General features: G+C 68.2%; 4 protein-coding genes, 1 tRNA gene, 2 rRNA genes and 1 pseudogene. 1 reads left to right on the forward strand and 7 read right to left on the reverse strand.

Going from position 1 to position 17159, the window contains the following annotated elements; genetic code table 11:
• Positions 1-59 precede the first annotated feature (59 nt).
• From ABD954_RS08440 to ABD954_RS08455, 4 genes and pseudogenes are all read right to left on the reverse strand, one after another.
• On the reverse strand, positions 60-887 hold the full coding sequence (locus ABD954_RS08440) for a helix-turn-helix domain-containing protein (protein WP_345485196.1): 828 nt from the start codon (positions 885-887) through the stop codon (positions 60-62).
• Between the two features lie 222 nt (positions 888-1109).
• Complete coding sequence (locus ABD954_RS08445) at positions 1110-3932, reverse strand: DNA translocase FtsK (protein ID WP_345485197.1); 2823 nt, start codon at positions 3930-3932, stop codon at positions 1110-1112.
• Positions 3933-4058: 126 nt separating this feature from the next.
• Positions 4059-4737: pseudogene (locus ABD954_RS08450) on the reverse strand (response regulator).
• 274 nt (positions 4738-5011) lie between these two features.
• The gene (locus ABD954_RS08455) at positions 5012-10477 is read right to left on the reverse strand and encodes a HAMP domain-containing protein (RefSeq protein ID WP_345485198.1); all 5466 of its coding nucleotides are present in this window, start codon (positions 10475-10477) and stop codon (positions 5012-5014) included.
• Positions 10478-10744: 267 nt separating this feature from the next.
• Between ABD954_RS08455 and ABD954_RS08460 the strand changes: the two genes are divergently transcribed.
• Positions 10745-13399, forward strand: coding sequence for a SpoIIE family protein phosphatase (locus ABD954_RS08460; RefSeq protein WP_345485199.1), 2655 nt, complete (start codon positions 10745-10747; stop codon positions 13397-13399).
• Positions 13400-13492: 93 nt separating this feature from the next.
• On the opposite strand, the gene ABD954_RS08465 is transcribed toward ABD954_RS08460, so the two are convergent.
• The 3 genes from ABD954_RS08465 to ABD954_RS08475 form a co-directional block, all read right to left on the reverse strand.
• Positions 13493-13565, reverse strand: a tRNA-Thr gene (locus ABD954_RS08465).
• A 5-nt stretch (positions 13566-13570) separates the two neighbouring features.
• A 5S ribosomal RNA gene (rrf, locus tag ABD954_RS08470) occupies positions 13571-13687 on the reverse strand.
• An 86-nt stretch (positions 13688-13773) separates the two neighbouring features.
• Positions 13774-16896: ribosomal RNA gene (locus tag ABD954_RS08475) — 23S ribosomal RNA — on the reverse strand.
• Positions 16897-17159 lie beyond the last annotated feature (263 nt).

The raw sequence follows: 17159 nt of genomic DNA on the forward strand, positions 1-17159 counted from the left end.
GGGTTCACCTGCGCGACGGTCGTCACATCCGGTCGTCCGGCCCATGAGGCGGCCGGACGTCAGCCGGCCTGGGGGTCGCCCTTGGTGTAGGACAGGCGCTCGACCTGGCCGGGCTCGAACGAGTCCTCGATCTTCTTGCCGTTGACGTAGAGCTCGATCGGACCGGCGTTGCCGAGGATGAGATCGATGCGCTCGTCGTCCTGGAAGGTCTTGGACTCGCCCGCGAGGAGCAGCCCGTCGAAGAGCAGCTTGCCGTCGTGGGCCTTGGCCGAGATCCAGCTCTTGTCGTCGGTGGCGGTCAGCCTGACCGTGACCTTGTCCTGCGGGACCGCCGCGATGGCGCTCTCGGAGGGCCTGGGGGCCGGCTTCACGGGCTTGGGCTTGGCGGGGGCGGTGGTCTTGACGGGGGCGGGCCCCTCCGCGACCGCGCCCGGTCCGGCCTGGCCGTCGGTGCCGTTGAACATGGTGAAGCCGACGAAGCCGACGACGGCCACGATGGCCGCGACCATGGCGGCGGTCCAGTTGGGGCGGCGGGGCTCGGGGCGGATGCGTTCCGCCTCGAAGAGGGGGGCGGCCGGGGTGGGCGAGGGCCGCCCGCCGTGCTCGGCGTCGTACTGCTCGATCAGCGGAGCCGGATCGAGCCCCACGGCGCGCGCGAGCGTGCGGACGTGCCCGCGGGCGTAGACGTCGCCGCCGCACCGCGAGAAGTCGTCCTCCTCGATGGCGTGCACGATCGGCACGCGCACCCGGGTGGAGGCGCTGACCTCTTCGACGGTGAGACCGGCGGCGACACGGGCCTGCTGGAGGGCGCGACCGATCGAATCCCGGTCATCTGCCGGGAAGTTCCGGTCGTCCTCGGGGGATTCGGGGGAGTTGCCGATGGACACGAGAGCGCCTTTCGAGCGTGTAGCCACCTGCTGGACGTTCAGTCTATGGGTGGTACGAAAGGGTGGGGCAACCGGGCGGGCGTCGTTTGTACGCCATGAGGCTGGACATGGTGCTTTCCCTCCCTCCAACTTGACGTACGCCCAGGGGAAACGGTTGCCCCCGTTCCCTTACGAGTGAGTCTCGGCCAGGTCTCGTTACGGCAGCGCCGCCCCGGGGGCCCCTCAGGCCCCGTCCTCCCCCCGGATCACGGCGAGCACCGAGTCCAGTTCGTCCGGCTTGACCAGCACGTCGCGGGCCTTCGAACCCTCGCTCGGTCCGACGATGTTGCGGGACTCCATCAGGTCCATCAGCCGGCCGGCCTTCGCGAAGCCGACGCGCAGCTTGCGCTGGAGCATCGAGGTGGAGCCGAACTGGGTGGAGACGACCAGCTCGGCGGCCTGGCACAGCAGGTCGAGGTCGTCGCCGATCTCCTCGTCGATCTCCTTCTTCTGCTTGGTGCCGACGGTGACGTCGTCCCGGAAGACGGGCGCCATCTGGTCCTTGCAGTGCTGGACGACGGCGGCGACCTCGTGCTCGGTCACGAAGGCGCCCTGCATACGGATGGGCTTGTTGGCGCCCATCGGCAGGAAGAGGCCGTCGCCCTTGCCGATCAGCTTCTCGGCGCCGGGCTGGTCGAGGATGACGCGGCTGTCGGCGAGCGAGGAGGTGGCGAAGGCGAGCCGGGAGGGCACGTTGGCCTTGATCAGGCCGGTGACGACGTCGACCGAAGGCCGCTGGGTGGCCAGCACCAGGTGGATGCCGGCCGCGCGGGCCAACTGGGTGATGCGGACGATGGCGTCCTCGACGTCCCTGGGCGCGACCATCATCAGGTCGGCGAGCTCGTCGACGATCACCAGCAGGTACGGGTAGGGCTGGAGCTCGCGCTCGCTGCCCGGCGGCGGCTTGACCTTGCCGTCCCGGATCGCCTGGTTGAAGTCGTCGATGTGCCGGAACCCGAACGCGGCCAGGTCGTCGTAGCGCAGGTCCATCTCGCGCACGACCCACTGCAGCGCCTCGGCGGCCCGCTTGGGGTTGGTGATGATCGGGGTGATCAGGTGCGGGATGCCCTCGTACGCGGTGAGCTCGACCCGCTTGGGGTCGACGAGGACCATCCGGACGTCCTCCGGGGTCGCTCTTATCATCACCGAGGTGATCAGGCAGTTGATGCAGGAGGACTTGCCGGATCCGGTGGCGCCGGCGACGAGGATGTGCGGCATCTTCGCCAGGTTGGCCATCACATAGCCGCCCTCGACGTCCTTGCCGAGCGCGACCAGCATCGGGTGGTCGTCCTCCGCCGCGTCGGCGAGGCGCAGCACGTCGCCGAGGTTGACCATCTCGCGGTCGGTGTTCGGGATCTCGATGCCGACCGCGGACTTCCCCGGGATCGGCGAGATGATCCGCACGTCGGGGCTGGCCACCGCGTACGCGATGTTCTTGGTGAGCGCGGTGATCTTCTCGACCTTGACGGCCGGGCCGAGCTCCACCTCGTAGCGGGTGACTGTCGGGCCGCGGGTGAAGCCGGTGACGGCCGCGTCGACCTTGAACTCGGCGAAGACGTTGGTGAGCGACTCGACGATCGCGTCGTTGGCGGCGCTGCGGGTCTTGCCGGGCCCGCCGCGCTCCAGGAGGTCCATCGAGGGCAGCGAGTACGTGATGTCGCCGGAGAGCTGGAGCTGCTCGGCCCGCGACGGCATCTCGGTCGGCTCGGGCGCCGGCTTCGTCAGGTCGGGCACTCCCCCGGCGGGCCCGCCGGTCTGCCGTTCCCCGCCGCCCCGCGCGCCGGGCACGGGGGCGCCCGGTCGTACGGGCACGGTGTCGGGTGCCGCGTCGGCGCCGGCCGCGGTCACGGCGGCGGACCGCTCCGCGGTGACGTCCCGGGTCAGGTCGGCGACCACGGGGGACGGCGGCATGCCGTTGAGGACGGCACCGTCGAGGGCGGCGGCCGCGGCGGCGGCCACGTCGACGGGGTCCAGGCCCCCGGTGTCGAAGGCGGACGCCGGCGGGGTGCGGCGCCGGCGTCCGCGCCGCTCCAGGGCGGCGGCCTCCGCGGTGTCCGGGTCGTAGTCCGGCCCGGCGGCGGACGCACGGCGGCGGACCGGGCGGGTGGGCCGCGGCTGGTCGTCCCGCCAGTCGTCGCCGTACGCGTCGTGGCCCGCGGCCTCCTCGGGGTCGTACTCCGCCTCGACGATGCCGAGCCGGGCGCCGAGGGCCCGCAGCCGCTGCGGGATGGCGTTGACGGGGGTGGCGGTGACCACCAGCAGACCGAAGATCGTCAGCAGCACCAGCATCGGCACCGCGAGGACCTCGCCCATCATGAAGACGAGCGGCTGCGAGGCGGCCCAGCCGATGAGCCCGCCCGCGTCCTGCATGGCCTCGGTGCCGTCGCCCCGGCCGGGCGACCCGCACGCGATGTGGACCTGCCCGAGAACGCCGATGACCAGCGCGGACAGGCCGATCACGATCCGCCCGTTGGCCTCGGGCCTCTCCGGATACAGGATCAGCCGCACGCCGATCGCGCCGACCAGCAGCGGGACCAGCAGGTCGAGCCTGCCGAAGGCGCCGGTGACCAGCATCTCCACCAGGTCGCCGACCGGACCGCGCAGGTTCGACCAGGTGCCGGCGGCGACGATCAAGGCGACGCCGAGCAGCAGCAGCGCGAGTCCGTCCTTGCGGTGGGCCGGGTCGAGGCCCTTGGCGCCGCGCCCTATCCCCCGGAACATCGCACCGACCGCGTGGGCGAGCCCGAGCCAGAGCCCGCGCACGAGCCGGTAGACGCCGCCGGTCGGGGACGGGGCCGGACGGGGCGCGGCCTTCTTCGCCGCCGCCTTCCTCGCGGGCGCGCGCTTGGCGGGCGCGGCCTTCTTCGCCGGCGCCTTCCTCGCGGGAGGCTTGGCGGGCGACTTCGCGGCCGCCGCCTTCTTCGCGGTGCCGGTCGTACGGCCGGCGCGCGGCTTCGCGGTGCCCGCCGTGCCCTGGGAACCCTTGCCGGACGTACGTGAGGCCATGATGCCGAGGTTACCGGTGTACGCCGCCGGGGATACAGCTCACCCGTTCGTGTCGCCCGTACGGGAGCGCGAAACTGACGCCCGCTCACGGCGGGCACCGGCCGGGTGACCGTGCGTCAGCCGGTGTCAGTTCTGCGTGGGCAGGGACGTGGGCGCGGCGCCCGTGCCCGGCTCCAGGGCGTCCAGGGCCCGGCGCAGACCGGTGAGCTTGCGCTCCAGGTGGGCCGCGGTGGCGACGGCGGCCGCGTCGGCGGAGTCGTCGTCGAGCTGCTTGGACAGGGCCTCGGCCTGCTCCTCGACCGCGGCGAGCCGCGCCGACAGCTCGGCGAGCAGCCCGGCCGACTGGCTGCCCTGGCCGCCGTTGGCCCCGCCCTCCAGCTGGAGGCGCAGCAGCGCGGCCTGCTCGCGCAGCTGGCAGTTCTTCATGTACAGGTCGACGAAGACCGAGACCTTGGCCCGCAGCACCCACGGGTCGAAGGGCTTGGAGATGTAGTCGACCGCGCCCGCCGCGTACCCCCGGAAGGTGTGGTGGGGGGCCGTGGTTGATGGCCGTGAGGAAAATGATCGGGATGTCCCGGGTCCGCTCGCGCCGCTTGATGTGCGCGGCCGTCTCGAACCCGTCCATGCCCGGCATCTGGACGTCCAGCAGGATGACCGCGAAGTCGTCCGTCAGCAGCGCCTTGAGCGCTTCCTCCCCGGACGATGCCCGCACCAGCGTCTGATCGAGCGCGGAGAGAATGGCCTCCAGCGCCAGCAGATTCTCCGGCCGGTCATCGACCAGGAGGATCTTGGCCTTCTGCACCATGCCCCGTCCTCCTCGCCCCGGCACTGGCTCCCTCAGGCTCTGCGAGCCGGGGGAAGCACCGGGCGCCGCCCCAGAAGACGACTCCCATGCGCCGTCCGTCCTTGTGCCGGTCATCGTAGCCGCACCCCGCCCGTCGCCACACCCTGTCACCGCATTGTCACAGAGCACGCACTTGCGTGCCCCTCCGTCGAACGCGGCGGGAGACCAGAAGGTTCCCCGTCCGGCGGGCTCTCACACCCGGTGGCGGCGGCCCGCCGGACGGCGCCCCACCTCGTCAGCGGCCCTCCCCCCGCATCCACTGCTCCATCACCGTCAGCAGATGGTCGGGGTCGACCGGCTTGGTGACGTAGTCGGAGGCCCCCGACTCGATCGCCTTCTCCCGGTCGCCCTTCATCGCCTTCGCGGTCAGCGCGATGATCGGCAGGCCCGCGAACTGCGGCATCCGCCGGATCGCGGTGGTCGTCGCGTACCCGTCCATCTCCGGCATCATGATGTCCATCAGCACCACCGACACGTCGTCGTGCTGCTCCAGGACCTCGATGCCCTCGCGGCCGTTCTCCGCGTACAGCACCGCCAGGCCGTGCTGCTCCAGGACGCTGGTGAGCGCGAACACGTTGCGGATGTCGTCGTCGACGATCAGCACCTTCTCGCCCGCGAACGAGAACGTCGGACGCGGCTCGGGCTCCGCCCGCTCCTCCCCGGCGGCCTGTTCCTCCTTGCCCGGCTGCCCCGGCAGCTGCGCCCGCTGCTCCACCGCCTTGCGGCGGTGCCGGAACAGCGCGCCGGCCCCGGACCTGGCCTCCGTGCGCGCCGGTGCCGGCGCGAAGTGCACCAGGCCCTCCGCGGTCTGCTCCTCCAGGGCGAGGCGGTCCTCCGCGTCCGGCTGCTCGGAACCCTGCCCCGACTGCGCGGGCTCCTGGGGGTTCAGCGGCAGGTACAGGGTGAACGTCGAGCCGCGGCCCGGCTCGCTCGCCGCGTAGATCTCGCCGCCCAGCAGCCGGGCGATCTCCCGGCTGATCGACAGACCCAGCCCCGTACCGCCGTACTTGCGGCTGGTGGTGCCGTCGGCCTGCTTGAACGCCTCGAAGATCACCCGCATCTTGCCGGCCGCGATGCCGATGCCGGTGTCGGTGACCGAGAACGCGATCATCTCGGCCTCCGGGTCGCGCAGCGTCCCGGCCTCCAGGAGCTGCTCCCGGATCGACTGCGGCACGTCCGCGCCCGCGGGCCGGATCACCAGCTCCACCGCGCCGGTGTCGGTGAACTTCACCGCGTTCGACAGCAGGTTGCGCAGCACCTGGAGCAGCCGCTGCTCGTCGGTGTGCAGGGTGGCCGGCAGCTCCGGCGAGACCCGCACCGAGAAGTCCAGTCCCTTCTCCGCGGTCAGCGGCCGGAAGGTGGCCTCCACGTAGTCGACGAGCTGCACCAGCGCGATCCGCGTCGGCGAGACGTCCATCTTGCCCGCCTCGACCTTCGACAGGTCCAGGATGTCGTTGATCAGCTGGAGCAGGTCGGAGCCGGCCCCGTGGATGGTCTCGGCGAACTCGACCTGCTTGGGCGTCAGATTGGCGTCCGCGTTGTCGGCGAGCAACTTGGCCAGGATCAGCAGCGAGTTGAGCGGCGTGCGCAGCTCGTGCGACATGTTGGCCAGGAACTCCGACTTGTAGCGCATGGAGACGGCGAGCTGCTCGGCACGCTCCTCCAGGACCTGCCGGGCCTCCTCGATCTCGGTGTTCTTCACCTCGATGTCCCGGTTCTGACGGGCCAGCAGCTCCGCCTTCTCCTCCAGCTCGGCGTTGGAGTTCTGCAGCTCCTTCTGCCGGTGCTCCAGTTCCGCCGACCGCTCCCGCAACTGCTCGGTCAGCTCCTGCGACTGCTGGAGCAGCACCTCGGTACGGGTGTTGACGCTGATGGTGTTGACCGTGGTCGCGATCAGCTCGGCGATCTGGTTGAGGAAGTCCCGCTGGATCTGCGTGAACGGCTGGAACGAGGCCAGCTCGATCACCCCGAGGACCCGGCCCTCGAACAGCACCGGCAGCACGATCACATGAGCTGGCGCCGCCTCGCCGAGCCCGGAGGAGATCTTCAGATAGCCCGGCGGCACGTTGACCTGGATGGTCCGCTTCTCCTCCGCGGCCGTCCCGATGAGCGTCTCGCCCGGCCGGAACGAGGTCGGCATGGAACCGGCGGAGTAGCCGTAACTGCCGCGCATCCGCAGCTCGTACGAGCCCTCTCCCTCGCCCAGCGGTTCGCCGTCGGCGTTGGCGGAACCGGTCGGCATCGCCACGAAGAAGGCGCCGTGCTGCGCGGAGACCACCGGCGTGAGCTCGCTCATGATGAGGGAGGCCACGTCGTCGAGGTCCCGCCGGCCCTGCATCAGACCCGAGATGCGCGCCAGGTTGCCCTTCAGCCAGTCCTGCTCCTCGTTGGCGAGGGTGGTGTCCCGCAGGTTGGCGATCATGGTGTTGATGTTCTCCTGGAGGGCCTGGATCTCGCCCGCCGCGTCGACACCGTCGATCTTCAGGTTGAGGTCGCCGCGGGTCACCGCCGTGGCGACGGCCGCGATCGCCCGCACCTGCCGGGTCAGGTTCCCGGCCATCTCGTTCACGGACTCCGTCAGGTCCCGCCAGGTGCCGTCCACGTCCCGCACCCGCGCCTGACCGCCGAGCTGCCCGTCCGTGCCCACCTCGCGGGCCACGCGCGTGACCTCCTCGGCGAAGTTCGACAGCTGGTCGACCATCGTGTTGATGGTGCTCTTCAGCTCCTGGATCTCGCCCCGCGCATCGATGTCGATCTTCTTGGTGAGATCGCCCTTGGCGATGGCCGTGGTGACGGCCGCGATCTGCCGCACCTGACCGGTCAGGTTGTCGGCCATGCCGTTCACCGAGTCGGTGAGGTCCTTCCAGGTGCCCGAGACGCCCGGCACCCGCGCCTGACCGCCGAGGATGCCGTCGGTGCCCACCTCACGGGCCACCCGCGTCACCTCGTCGGCGAACGACGACAGCGTCGTCACCATCGTGTTGACGGTGTCGGCGAGCTCGGCGACCTCGCCGCGCGCCTCGACGGTGACCTTCTTCGTCAGGTCGCCGTTGGCGACCGCCGCCGAGACCCGGGAGATGTTCCGCACCTGCGAGGTCAGGTTGTTGGCCATCAGGTTGACGTTGTCGCTCAGGTCCTTCCAGATGCCGGTCACCCCGCGCACCCGGGCCTGACCGCCGAGGATGCCCTCGGTGCCCACCTCACGGGCCACCCGCGTCACCTCGTCGGCGAAGTTCGACAGCTGGTCGACCATCGTGTTGACGGTCGTCACCAGCTCCAGGATCTCGCCCTTGGCGTCGACGGTGATCTTCTTCGACAGGTCGCCGCGCGCCACCGCCGTGGTGACCTCGGCGATGTTGCGGACCTGGAAGGTCAGGTTGTTCGCCATCGAGTTCACGGACTGGGTCAGGTCCTTCCAGGTGCCGGAGACCCCCTGCACCTCGGCCTGACCGCCCAGGATGCCCTCGGTGCCCACCTCACGGGCCACCCGCGTCACCTGGTCGGCGAAGCTGGAGAGCTGGTCCACCATCGTGTTGAGGGTGTTCTTCAGCTCCAGGATCTCGCCGCGCGCGTCCACGTCGATCTTCTGCGACAGGTCACCGCGCGCCACCGCGGTCGCGACCTGCGCGATGTTGCGCACCTGCGCCGTCAGGTTCCCGGCCATGCCGTTCACCGAGTCGGTCAGATCGCGCCACACCCCGGCCACGCCCGGCACCTGCGCCTGACCGCCGAGCCGCCCGTCCGTGCCCACCTCACGGGCCACCCGCGTCACCTGGTCCGCGAACGCGGACAGCTGGTCGACCATCGTGTTGATGGTGTTCTTCAGCTCCAGGATCTCGCCGCGCGCGTCCACGTCGATCTTCTGCGACAGGTCACCGCGCGCCACGGCCGTCGTCACCTGCGCGATCTGCCGCACCTGCGAGGTCAGGTTGCCGGCCATGAAGTTCACCGAGTCGGTGAGCTCCCGCCACCGGCCGGACACGCCGTCCACCCGGGCCTGACCGCCGAGCCGGCCCTCGGTGCCCACGTCCCGGGCCATCCGCGTCACCTGGTCCGCGAACGACGACAGCTGCGACACCATCGTGTTGACGGTGTTCTTCAGCTCCAGCATCTCGCCGGCCACGTCCACCGTGACCTTCTGCGACAGATCACCGTTCGCGACCGCCGTCGTCACCTGCGCGATGTCCCGCACCTGACCCGTCAGGTTGCGGAACGCCGTGTTCACCGAATCGGTGAGGTCCTTCCACGTGCCCGCCGCACCCGGCACCTCGGCCTGGCCGCCCAGCAGACCCTCGACGCCGACCTCCCGCGCCACCCGGGTCACCTCGGAACCGAACGCCGAGAGCTGGTCGACCATCGTGTTGACGGTGTTCTTCAGCTCCAGCATCTCGCCGGCCACGTCCACCGTGACCTTCTGCGACAGATCACCGTTGGCCACCGCCGTCGTCACCTGCGCGATGTCCCGCACCTGCGTGGTGATGTTCCGGAAGACGGTGTTGACCGAGTCCGTGAGGTCCTTCCACGTACCCGCCGCGCCCGGCACCTGCGCCTGACCGCCCAGCAGACCCTGCGCACCGACCTCGCCGGAGACCCGGGTCACCTCGTCGGCGAAGGTCCGCAGCGTCTCCGTCATCTGGTTGATGGTGTCCGCGAGCTGCGCGATCTCACCGCGCGCCGACACCCGCACCTTCTGCGACAGGTCACCGTTGGCCACCGCGGTGGTGACCTCCGCGATGCCCCTCACCTGATTGGTGAGATTCCCCGCCATCGTGTTGACGGAATCGGTGAGGTCCTTCCACACGCCGGCGACCCCGGCCACCTCGGCCTGACCGCCCAGCTCGCCCTCCGTGCCCACCTCACGGGCCACCCGGGTCACCTCGGAGGAGAACGAGGACAGCTGGTCCACCATCCGGTTGACGGTGTTCTTCAGCTCCAGCATCTCGCCGGCCACGTTCGCCGTGACCTTCTGCGACAGATCACCGTTGGCCACCGCCGTCGTGACCAGCGCGATGTCCCGCACCTGCGCCGTCAGCCGGTTCGCCATGGTGTTCACCGAGTCCGTGAGGTCCTTCCACGAACCGGACATCCCGCGCACCTGCGCCTGGCCGCCGAGAATGCCCTCGGTGCCCACCTCCAGGGCGACCCGGGTCACCTCGTCCGCGAACACCGACAGCTGGTCGACCAGGTTGTTCACGGTCCGCGCGACCTTCAGGAACTCACCGCGCAACGGCCGCGTCGTCCCGTCCGTCCCCTCCGAGCGCAGCTCCATCCGCTGCCCCAGATCGCCTTCGGCCACCGCCGACAGCACCCGGCCCACCTCGGACACCGGCCGCGCCAGCTCGTCGACCAGCGCGTTCGCCGCGTCGATGGCCGCCGCCCAGGCCCCCTCGGCCGCACCGGTCTCCAGGCGCTCGGACAGCTTGCCCTCACGCCCCACCACCCGGCGCACCCGGGACAGCTCCCCCGTCAGATGCGTCTGCCGGTCCGCGACCTCGTTGAAGACGGCCGCGATCTCCGCCATCACCCCGTCGCCCGACACCGTCAGCCGCTTGCGGAAATTGCCGTCCCGCATCGAGACCAGGGCGGCCAGCAACCGGTGCAGCGCCGCCGCGTCCACCTGCACCGTGCCCCCGCCCCTGGACCGGCCGCCGCCCTTCGCCCGCGAACCGCCACCGCGTCGCGTCGTCGTGCCAGACTCCACCGTGTCCCTCCCGAAGGGGTCGACCGTACCGATCGGTCTTTCGCTACCAGCCTGCCCAGTGTTTCACCGTGTCCGAACCAGGCGATAACAGTTCGGCAGCTTCGCACAACGTCCCCACGTCCGAGGGACCGAAACAGCGGAGACCGGCATCCGCTGGGACAGCGAAGGTAAGTAACCTGGCATGCGGCTGTCCAACCGCCCCGGGCCGCCCGGCGGGGGCGGCACGGCGCGAAGAGAGCACGGACAGCGGGGAGGGGCACACCGATCATGGCAGAGCCGGGCGTCGAAACGCGTACGAGGAGTTCAGTGATCACCGCGCGGGCGGCTGCCACCTTCGAACCCGTCGGGCGGTCCGTCGCGACCGCCCGCGCCTTCGTCCGGGACACCCTCCAGGGCTGGGGACACTCCGAGATCGTCGACGACGCCGTCGTCCTCACCAGCGAACTCGTCACCAACGCCGTCATCCACGCCGGCACGGCGGCCGACGTCCTGTGCCTGCGCGGCGACGACGGCATCCGCATCGAGGTCGCCGACCGCTACCCCGAGCGCGAGATCCCCCTCCAGCACGGACGCACCATGGGCAGCCCCGACCGCGAGAACGGCCGGGGCCTTCTGCTCTGCGCCGCCCTCGCCACCCGCTGGGGCGTCGACTACAGCCCCACCCGCAAACACGTCTGGTTCCACCTCGACCTCCCCGAGCGGCCCGTCGGCACCCGCTCCGCCGGCCCCGTCCTGCCCGACCCGCTGCTGCCCCTCGCCGACAGCCGCGTCCGCGTCGCCGTCGTCCAGATCGACGGCACCGGCGCCATCTCCGCCTGGAACGAGGACGCCGAAGACCTCTTCGGATACGGCTCCGAGCAGGTCACCGGCAAGCCTCTCGGCGACTTCGCCGCCTGGCCCCACACTCCCGGCATCGGCACCGGCCTGGCCGAGGCCCTCCGCCTCTCCCGCTGGGAGGGCAGCTACGGCATCCGCTGCGCCGACGGCCGCGTCATCCCCGTCTACGCCTCGCATCTGCGCGTCCGCGACGCCCAGGGCGAGCCCTCCACGGTCTGCCTCCTGGTACGGGAGCACGAGCGCGCCGTCCTCCAGACCCCGCAGCGCCCCAGCGCCTCGGAGTCCGGCGGCCCCGAGAGCCGTACCACCGCGGACCCCTTCGAGGTCTTCATCGGCTCCCCGGCCCCCGACGACCTCGACGGCCTCCTCCAGCGCACCGTGGAACGCGCCCGTGACATGCTCGACGGGGACTCCGCCTTCCTGCTGCTGGCCACGGACGACGAGACGGAGCTGGAGGTACGCGCCACCACGGGCCTGCCCTCCGCCCGTCAGCGTTTCGCCCGGGTCCCCGTCGAGACCGGCGCCAGCCGTTACGGCTCGGCCCGCATGCCCGCCGTCCACGAGGACCTGGCCGCCGTGCCCGGCGCCGTGCCCCTCCTCGAAGGCACGGGCATGCGCTCGGTCGTCACGGTCCCGCTCAAGGTCGAGGGCCGGCTCACCGGCTCCCTCGGGGTGGCCGCCGAGACCCCCAACCGCTATTCCAACGAGGAGGCCCTGCGCCTCCAGTTCGCCGCCGACCGCATCGCCCTGGCCGTCGAGTCGGCCCGCCTCGGCGAGCTCGAACGGCTCCGCCGCGGCTCCCTCAGCTTCCTCGTCGAGGCGTCCGACCTGCTGGCCGGAACCCTCGACCGCGACCAGACCCTGGCCCTCATGGCCCAGATGACGGTCCCCACCCTGGCGACCTGGTGCGCGGTCTACACGATCGCCGACCAGTCCTCCGACCCGTACCTCTCCTATGTCCTCCACGAGGACGAGGACCTCATCGACGGGCTGAAGGACCTGCTCTCCTCGATCGCTCCGCCGGACCCGGTGCCGACGCCCGGCGCCCGTGTGTGGACGGCGCCCGGCGAGGCCGCCCACCGCGCCGCGCTCGGTGCCTCGATGCGCGAGCTCGACGGCGCCGCCGGGCCGGTCTCCTCGGGCATCGGCCCGACGCTGGCGACCGCGGCGGCCGTCGGCGGCGAGACCGTGGTGCTGCCGCTCGTCGCCCGCAACCGCGTGATCGGCATGCTGACCCTGGGCAAGCCCACCGACGACCATTTCCGCCAGGAGATCCTGGAGCTCGCCGAGGACCTCTCGCGCCGGGCCGCCCTGGCCCTGGACAACGCCCGCCTGTACTCGGAGCGCACGGCGATCAGCCGCTCGCTCCAGCGCAGCCTGCTGCCGCCCGGCCTGCCGGACATCCCCGGGGTCGAGGTCGACGTCATCTACCGCGCGGCCGGCGAGGGCAACGAGGTCGGCGGCGACTTCTACGACCTGTTCCCCATCCGGGACGGCTCCTACGGCTTCGCCATCGGCGACGTCTGCGGTACGGGCCCGGAGGCCGCCGCCGTGACGGGCCTGGCCCGCCACGCCCTGCGGCTCCTCGCCCGTGAGGGCTTCGGCGGTCCGGCGGTCCTGGAGCGGCTGAACGCGGCGATCCTCGACGAGGGCGCCCGCAGCCGCTTCCTGACGCTGCTGTACGGCGAGATGCGTCCCCAGGAGGACGGCTCCGCCGTCCTGAAGGTGGTGTGCGCGGGTCATCCGCTGCCGCTGCGCCTCAGCCAGGACGGCACGGTCCGCCCGGCCGCCGACCCGCAGCCCCTCCTCGGCGTCATGGACGACCTGGAGCTCTACGAGCAGACGGTCACCCTGGACCCGGGCGACGTGCTGCTGTGCGTCACGGACGGTGTGACGGAGCGCCGCGAGGGCACGCGCATGCTGGGCGACGACGGGCTCACCGAGGTTCTCAGGACGTGTACGGGCCTGACGGCCGGCGCGGTCGCCGCCCGTGTCCTGCGCGCGGTCGAACGCTTCGCCCAGGAGCCCGCCTCCGACGACATGGCCATCCTGGCCCTGCGCATCCCGGAGCCGCACCACCAGTAGTGAGAACGCCGGCCCTTTCGGGGGCCGGCTTCTTCTGCCGGCTGTCGGTGAAACAAAAAAGGCCCCCGCCATCAGGCGGAGGCCTTTTCTCTGAGCCCTTTAACGGAATCGAACCGTTGACCTTCTCCTTACCATGGAGACGCTCTGCCGACTGAGCTAAAAGGGCGGGTTGTTCGGCGGTGTCCTACTCTCCCACAGGGTCCCCCCTGCAGTACCATCGGCGCTGAAAGGCTTAGCTTCCGGGTTCGGAATGTAACCGGGCGTTTCCCTAACGCTATGACCACCGAAACACTATGAAGTTGAACCGCCGCGCCCCTGACCAAAAGGGGGGCGTGTTCGTTACTTCAGAACTAACACAGTGGACGCGAGCAACTGAGGACAAGCCCTCGGCCTATTAGTACCGGTCAGCTCCACCCATTACTGGGCTTCCACATCCGGCCTATCAACCCAGTCGTCTACTGGGAGCCTTACCCTCTCAAGGAGGTGGGAATACTCATCTCGAAGCAGGCTTCCCGCTTAGATGCTTTCAGCGGTTATCCCTCCCGAACGTAGCCAACCAGCCATGCCCTTGGCAGGACAACTGGCACACCAGAGGTTCGTCCGTCCCGGTCCTCTCGTACTAGGGACAGCCCTTCTCAATATTCCTACGCGCACAGCGGATAGGGACCGAACTGTCTCACGACGTTCTAAACCCAGCTCGCGTACCGCTTTAATGGGCGAACAGCCCAACCCTTGGGACCGACTCCAGCCCCAGGATGCGACGAGCCGACATCGAGGTGCCAAACCATCCCGTCGATATGGACTCTTGGGGAAGATCAGCCTGTTATCCCCGGGGTACCTTTTATCCGTTGAGCGACGGCGCTTCCACAAGCCACCGCCGGATCACTAGTCCCGACTTTCGTCCCTGCTCGACCCGTCGGTCTCACAGTCAAGCTCCCTTGTGCACTTACACTCAACACCTGATTGCCAACCAGGCTGAGGGAACCTTTGGGCGCCTCCGTTACCCTTTGGGAGGCAACCGCCCCAGTTAAACTACCCATCAGACACTGTCCCTGATCCGGATCACGGACCCAGGTTAGACATCCAGCACGACCAGAGTGGTATTTCAACGGCGACTCCACCATGACTGGCGTCACGGCTTCAAAGTCTCCCACCTATCCTACACAAGCCGAACCGAACACCAATATCAAACTGTAGTAAAGGTCCCGGGGTCTTTCCGTCCTGCTGCGCGAAACGAGCATCTTTACTCGTAGTGCAATTTCACCGGGCCTATGGTTGAGACAGTCGAGAAGTCGTTACGCCATTCGTGCAGGTCGGAACTTACCCGACAAGGAATTTCGCTACCTTAGGATGGTTATAGTTACCACCGCCGTTTACTGGCGCTTAAGTTCTCAGCTTCGCCCACCCGAAAGTGAGCTAACCGGTCCCCTTAACGTTCCAGCACCGGGCAGGCGTCAGTCCGTATACATCGCCTTACGGCTTCGCACGGACCTGTGTTTTTAGTAAACAGTCGCTTCTCGCTGGTCTCTGCGGCCACCCCCAGCTCACGGAGTAAATCCGATCACCAGGCGTGGCCCCCCTTCTCCCGAAGTTACGGGGGCATTTTGCCGAGTTCCTTAACCATAGTTCACCCGAACGCCTCGGTATTCTCTACCTGACCACCTGAGTCGGTTTAGGGTACGGGCCGCCATGAAACTCGCTAGAGGCTTTTCTCGACAGCATAGGATCATCCACTTCACCACAATCGGCTCGGCATCAGGTCTCAGGCTATGTGCTGTCCGGATTTGCCTAGACAGCGCCCTACACCCTTACCCCGGGACAACCACCGCCCGGGCTGGACTACCTTCCTGCGTCACCCCATCGCTTACCTACTACCACCTTGGGTCAGCGGCTCCACCACTCCCCTTTGCCCGAAGGCTCCGGGGCGGCTTCACGGCCTTAGCATTAATGGATTCGATATTGGGCGTTTCAAAGCGGGTACCGGAATATCAACCGGTTGTCCATCGACTACGCCTGTCGGCCTCGCCTTAGGTCCCGACTTACCCTGGGCAGATCAGCTTGACCCAGGAACCCTTAGTCAATCGGCGCACACGTTTCTCACGTGTGTATCGCTACTCATGCCTGCATTCTCACTCGTGAACCGTCCACAACTCGCTTCCGCGGCTGCTTCACCCGGCACACGACGCTCCCCTACCCATCACAGCCTCCGTTGGGAGTATTGCTGCAATGACACGACTTCGGCGGTACGCTTGAGCCCCGCTACATTGTCGGCGCGGAATCACTTGACCAGTGAGCTATTACGCACTCTTTCAAGGGTGGCTGCTTCTAAGCCAACCTCCTGGTTGTCTCTGCGACTCCACATCCTTTCCCACTTAGCGTACGCTTAGGGGCCTTAGTCGATGCTCTGGGCTGTTTCCCTCTCGACCATGGAGCTTATCCCCCACAGTCTCACTGCCGCGCTCTCACTTACCGGCATTCGGAGTTTGGCTAAGGTCAGTAACCCGGTAGGGCCCATCGCCTATCCAGTGCTCTACCTCCGGCAAGAAACACACGACGCTGCACCTAAATGCATTTCGGGGAGAACCAGCTATCACGGAGTTTGATTGGCCTTTCACCCCTAACCACAGGTCATCCCCCAGGTTTTCAACCCTGGTGGGTTCGGTCCTCCACGAAGTCTTACCTCCGCTTCAACCTGCCCATGGCTAGATCACTCCGCTTCGGGTCTTGAGCGTGCTACTGAAACGCCCTGTTCGGACTCGCTTTCGCTACGGCTTCCCCACACGGGTTAACCTCGCAACACACCGCAAACTCGCAGGCTCATTCTTCAAAAGGCACGCAGTCACGACGCATTGAGTAAACTCAATGCGCGACGCTCCCACGGCTTGTAGGCACACGGTTTCAGGTACTATTTCACTCCGCTCCCGCGGTACTTTTCACCATTCCCTCACGGTACTATCCGCTATCGGTCACCAGGGAATATTTAGGCTTAGCGGGTGGTCCCGCCAGATTCACACGGGATTTCTCGGGCCCCGTGCTACTTGGGTGTCTCTCAAGCAAGCCGCTGATGTTTCGTCTACGGGGGTCTTACCCTCTACGCCGGACCTTTCGCATGTCCTTCGACTACACCAACGGTTTCTGACTCGCCTCACAGCCGGCAGACTGTGAAAGAGAGATCCCACAACCCCGCATGCGCAACCCCTGCCGGGTATCACACGCATACGGTTTGGCCTCATCCGGTTTCGCTCGCCACTACTCCCGGAATCACGGTTGTTTTCTCTTCCTGAGGGTACTGAGATGTTTCACTTCCCCTCGTTCCCTCCACATGCCCTATGTGTTCAGGCATGGGTGACAGCCCATGACGACTGCCGGGTTTCCCCATTCGGAAACCCCCGGATCAAAGCCTGGTTGACGGCTCCCCGGGGACTATCGTGGCCTCCCACGTCCTTCATCGGTTCCTGGTGCCAAGGCATCCACCGTGCGCCCTTAAAAACTTGGCCACAGATGCTCGCGTCCACTGTGTAGTTCTCAAGCAACGACCAGCCACCCATCACACCCTGCCGAAGCAAAGCTTTACTGGGGCCGGCATCGCGAAGGCAAGACCTTTCGGCCGTACCCTCAGATACCCAACAACGTGCCAAGCACGATCCTTCAAGACCTCATCACGTTCCACGCCGAAGCAGTACTGGTGACGGACTCTCACGATCGTGCCAACTAATCAACGTTCCACCCATGAGCTGACCGTGCAGAACGTTTGCCTGCA

Source organism: Streptomyces roseoviridis (assembly GCF_039535235.1).
Lineage (GTDB): Bacteria > Actinomycetota > Actinomycetes > Streptomycetales > Streptomycetaceae > Streptomyces > Streptomyces roseoviridis.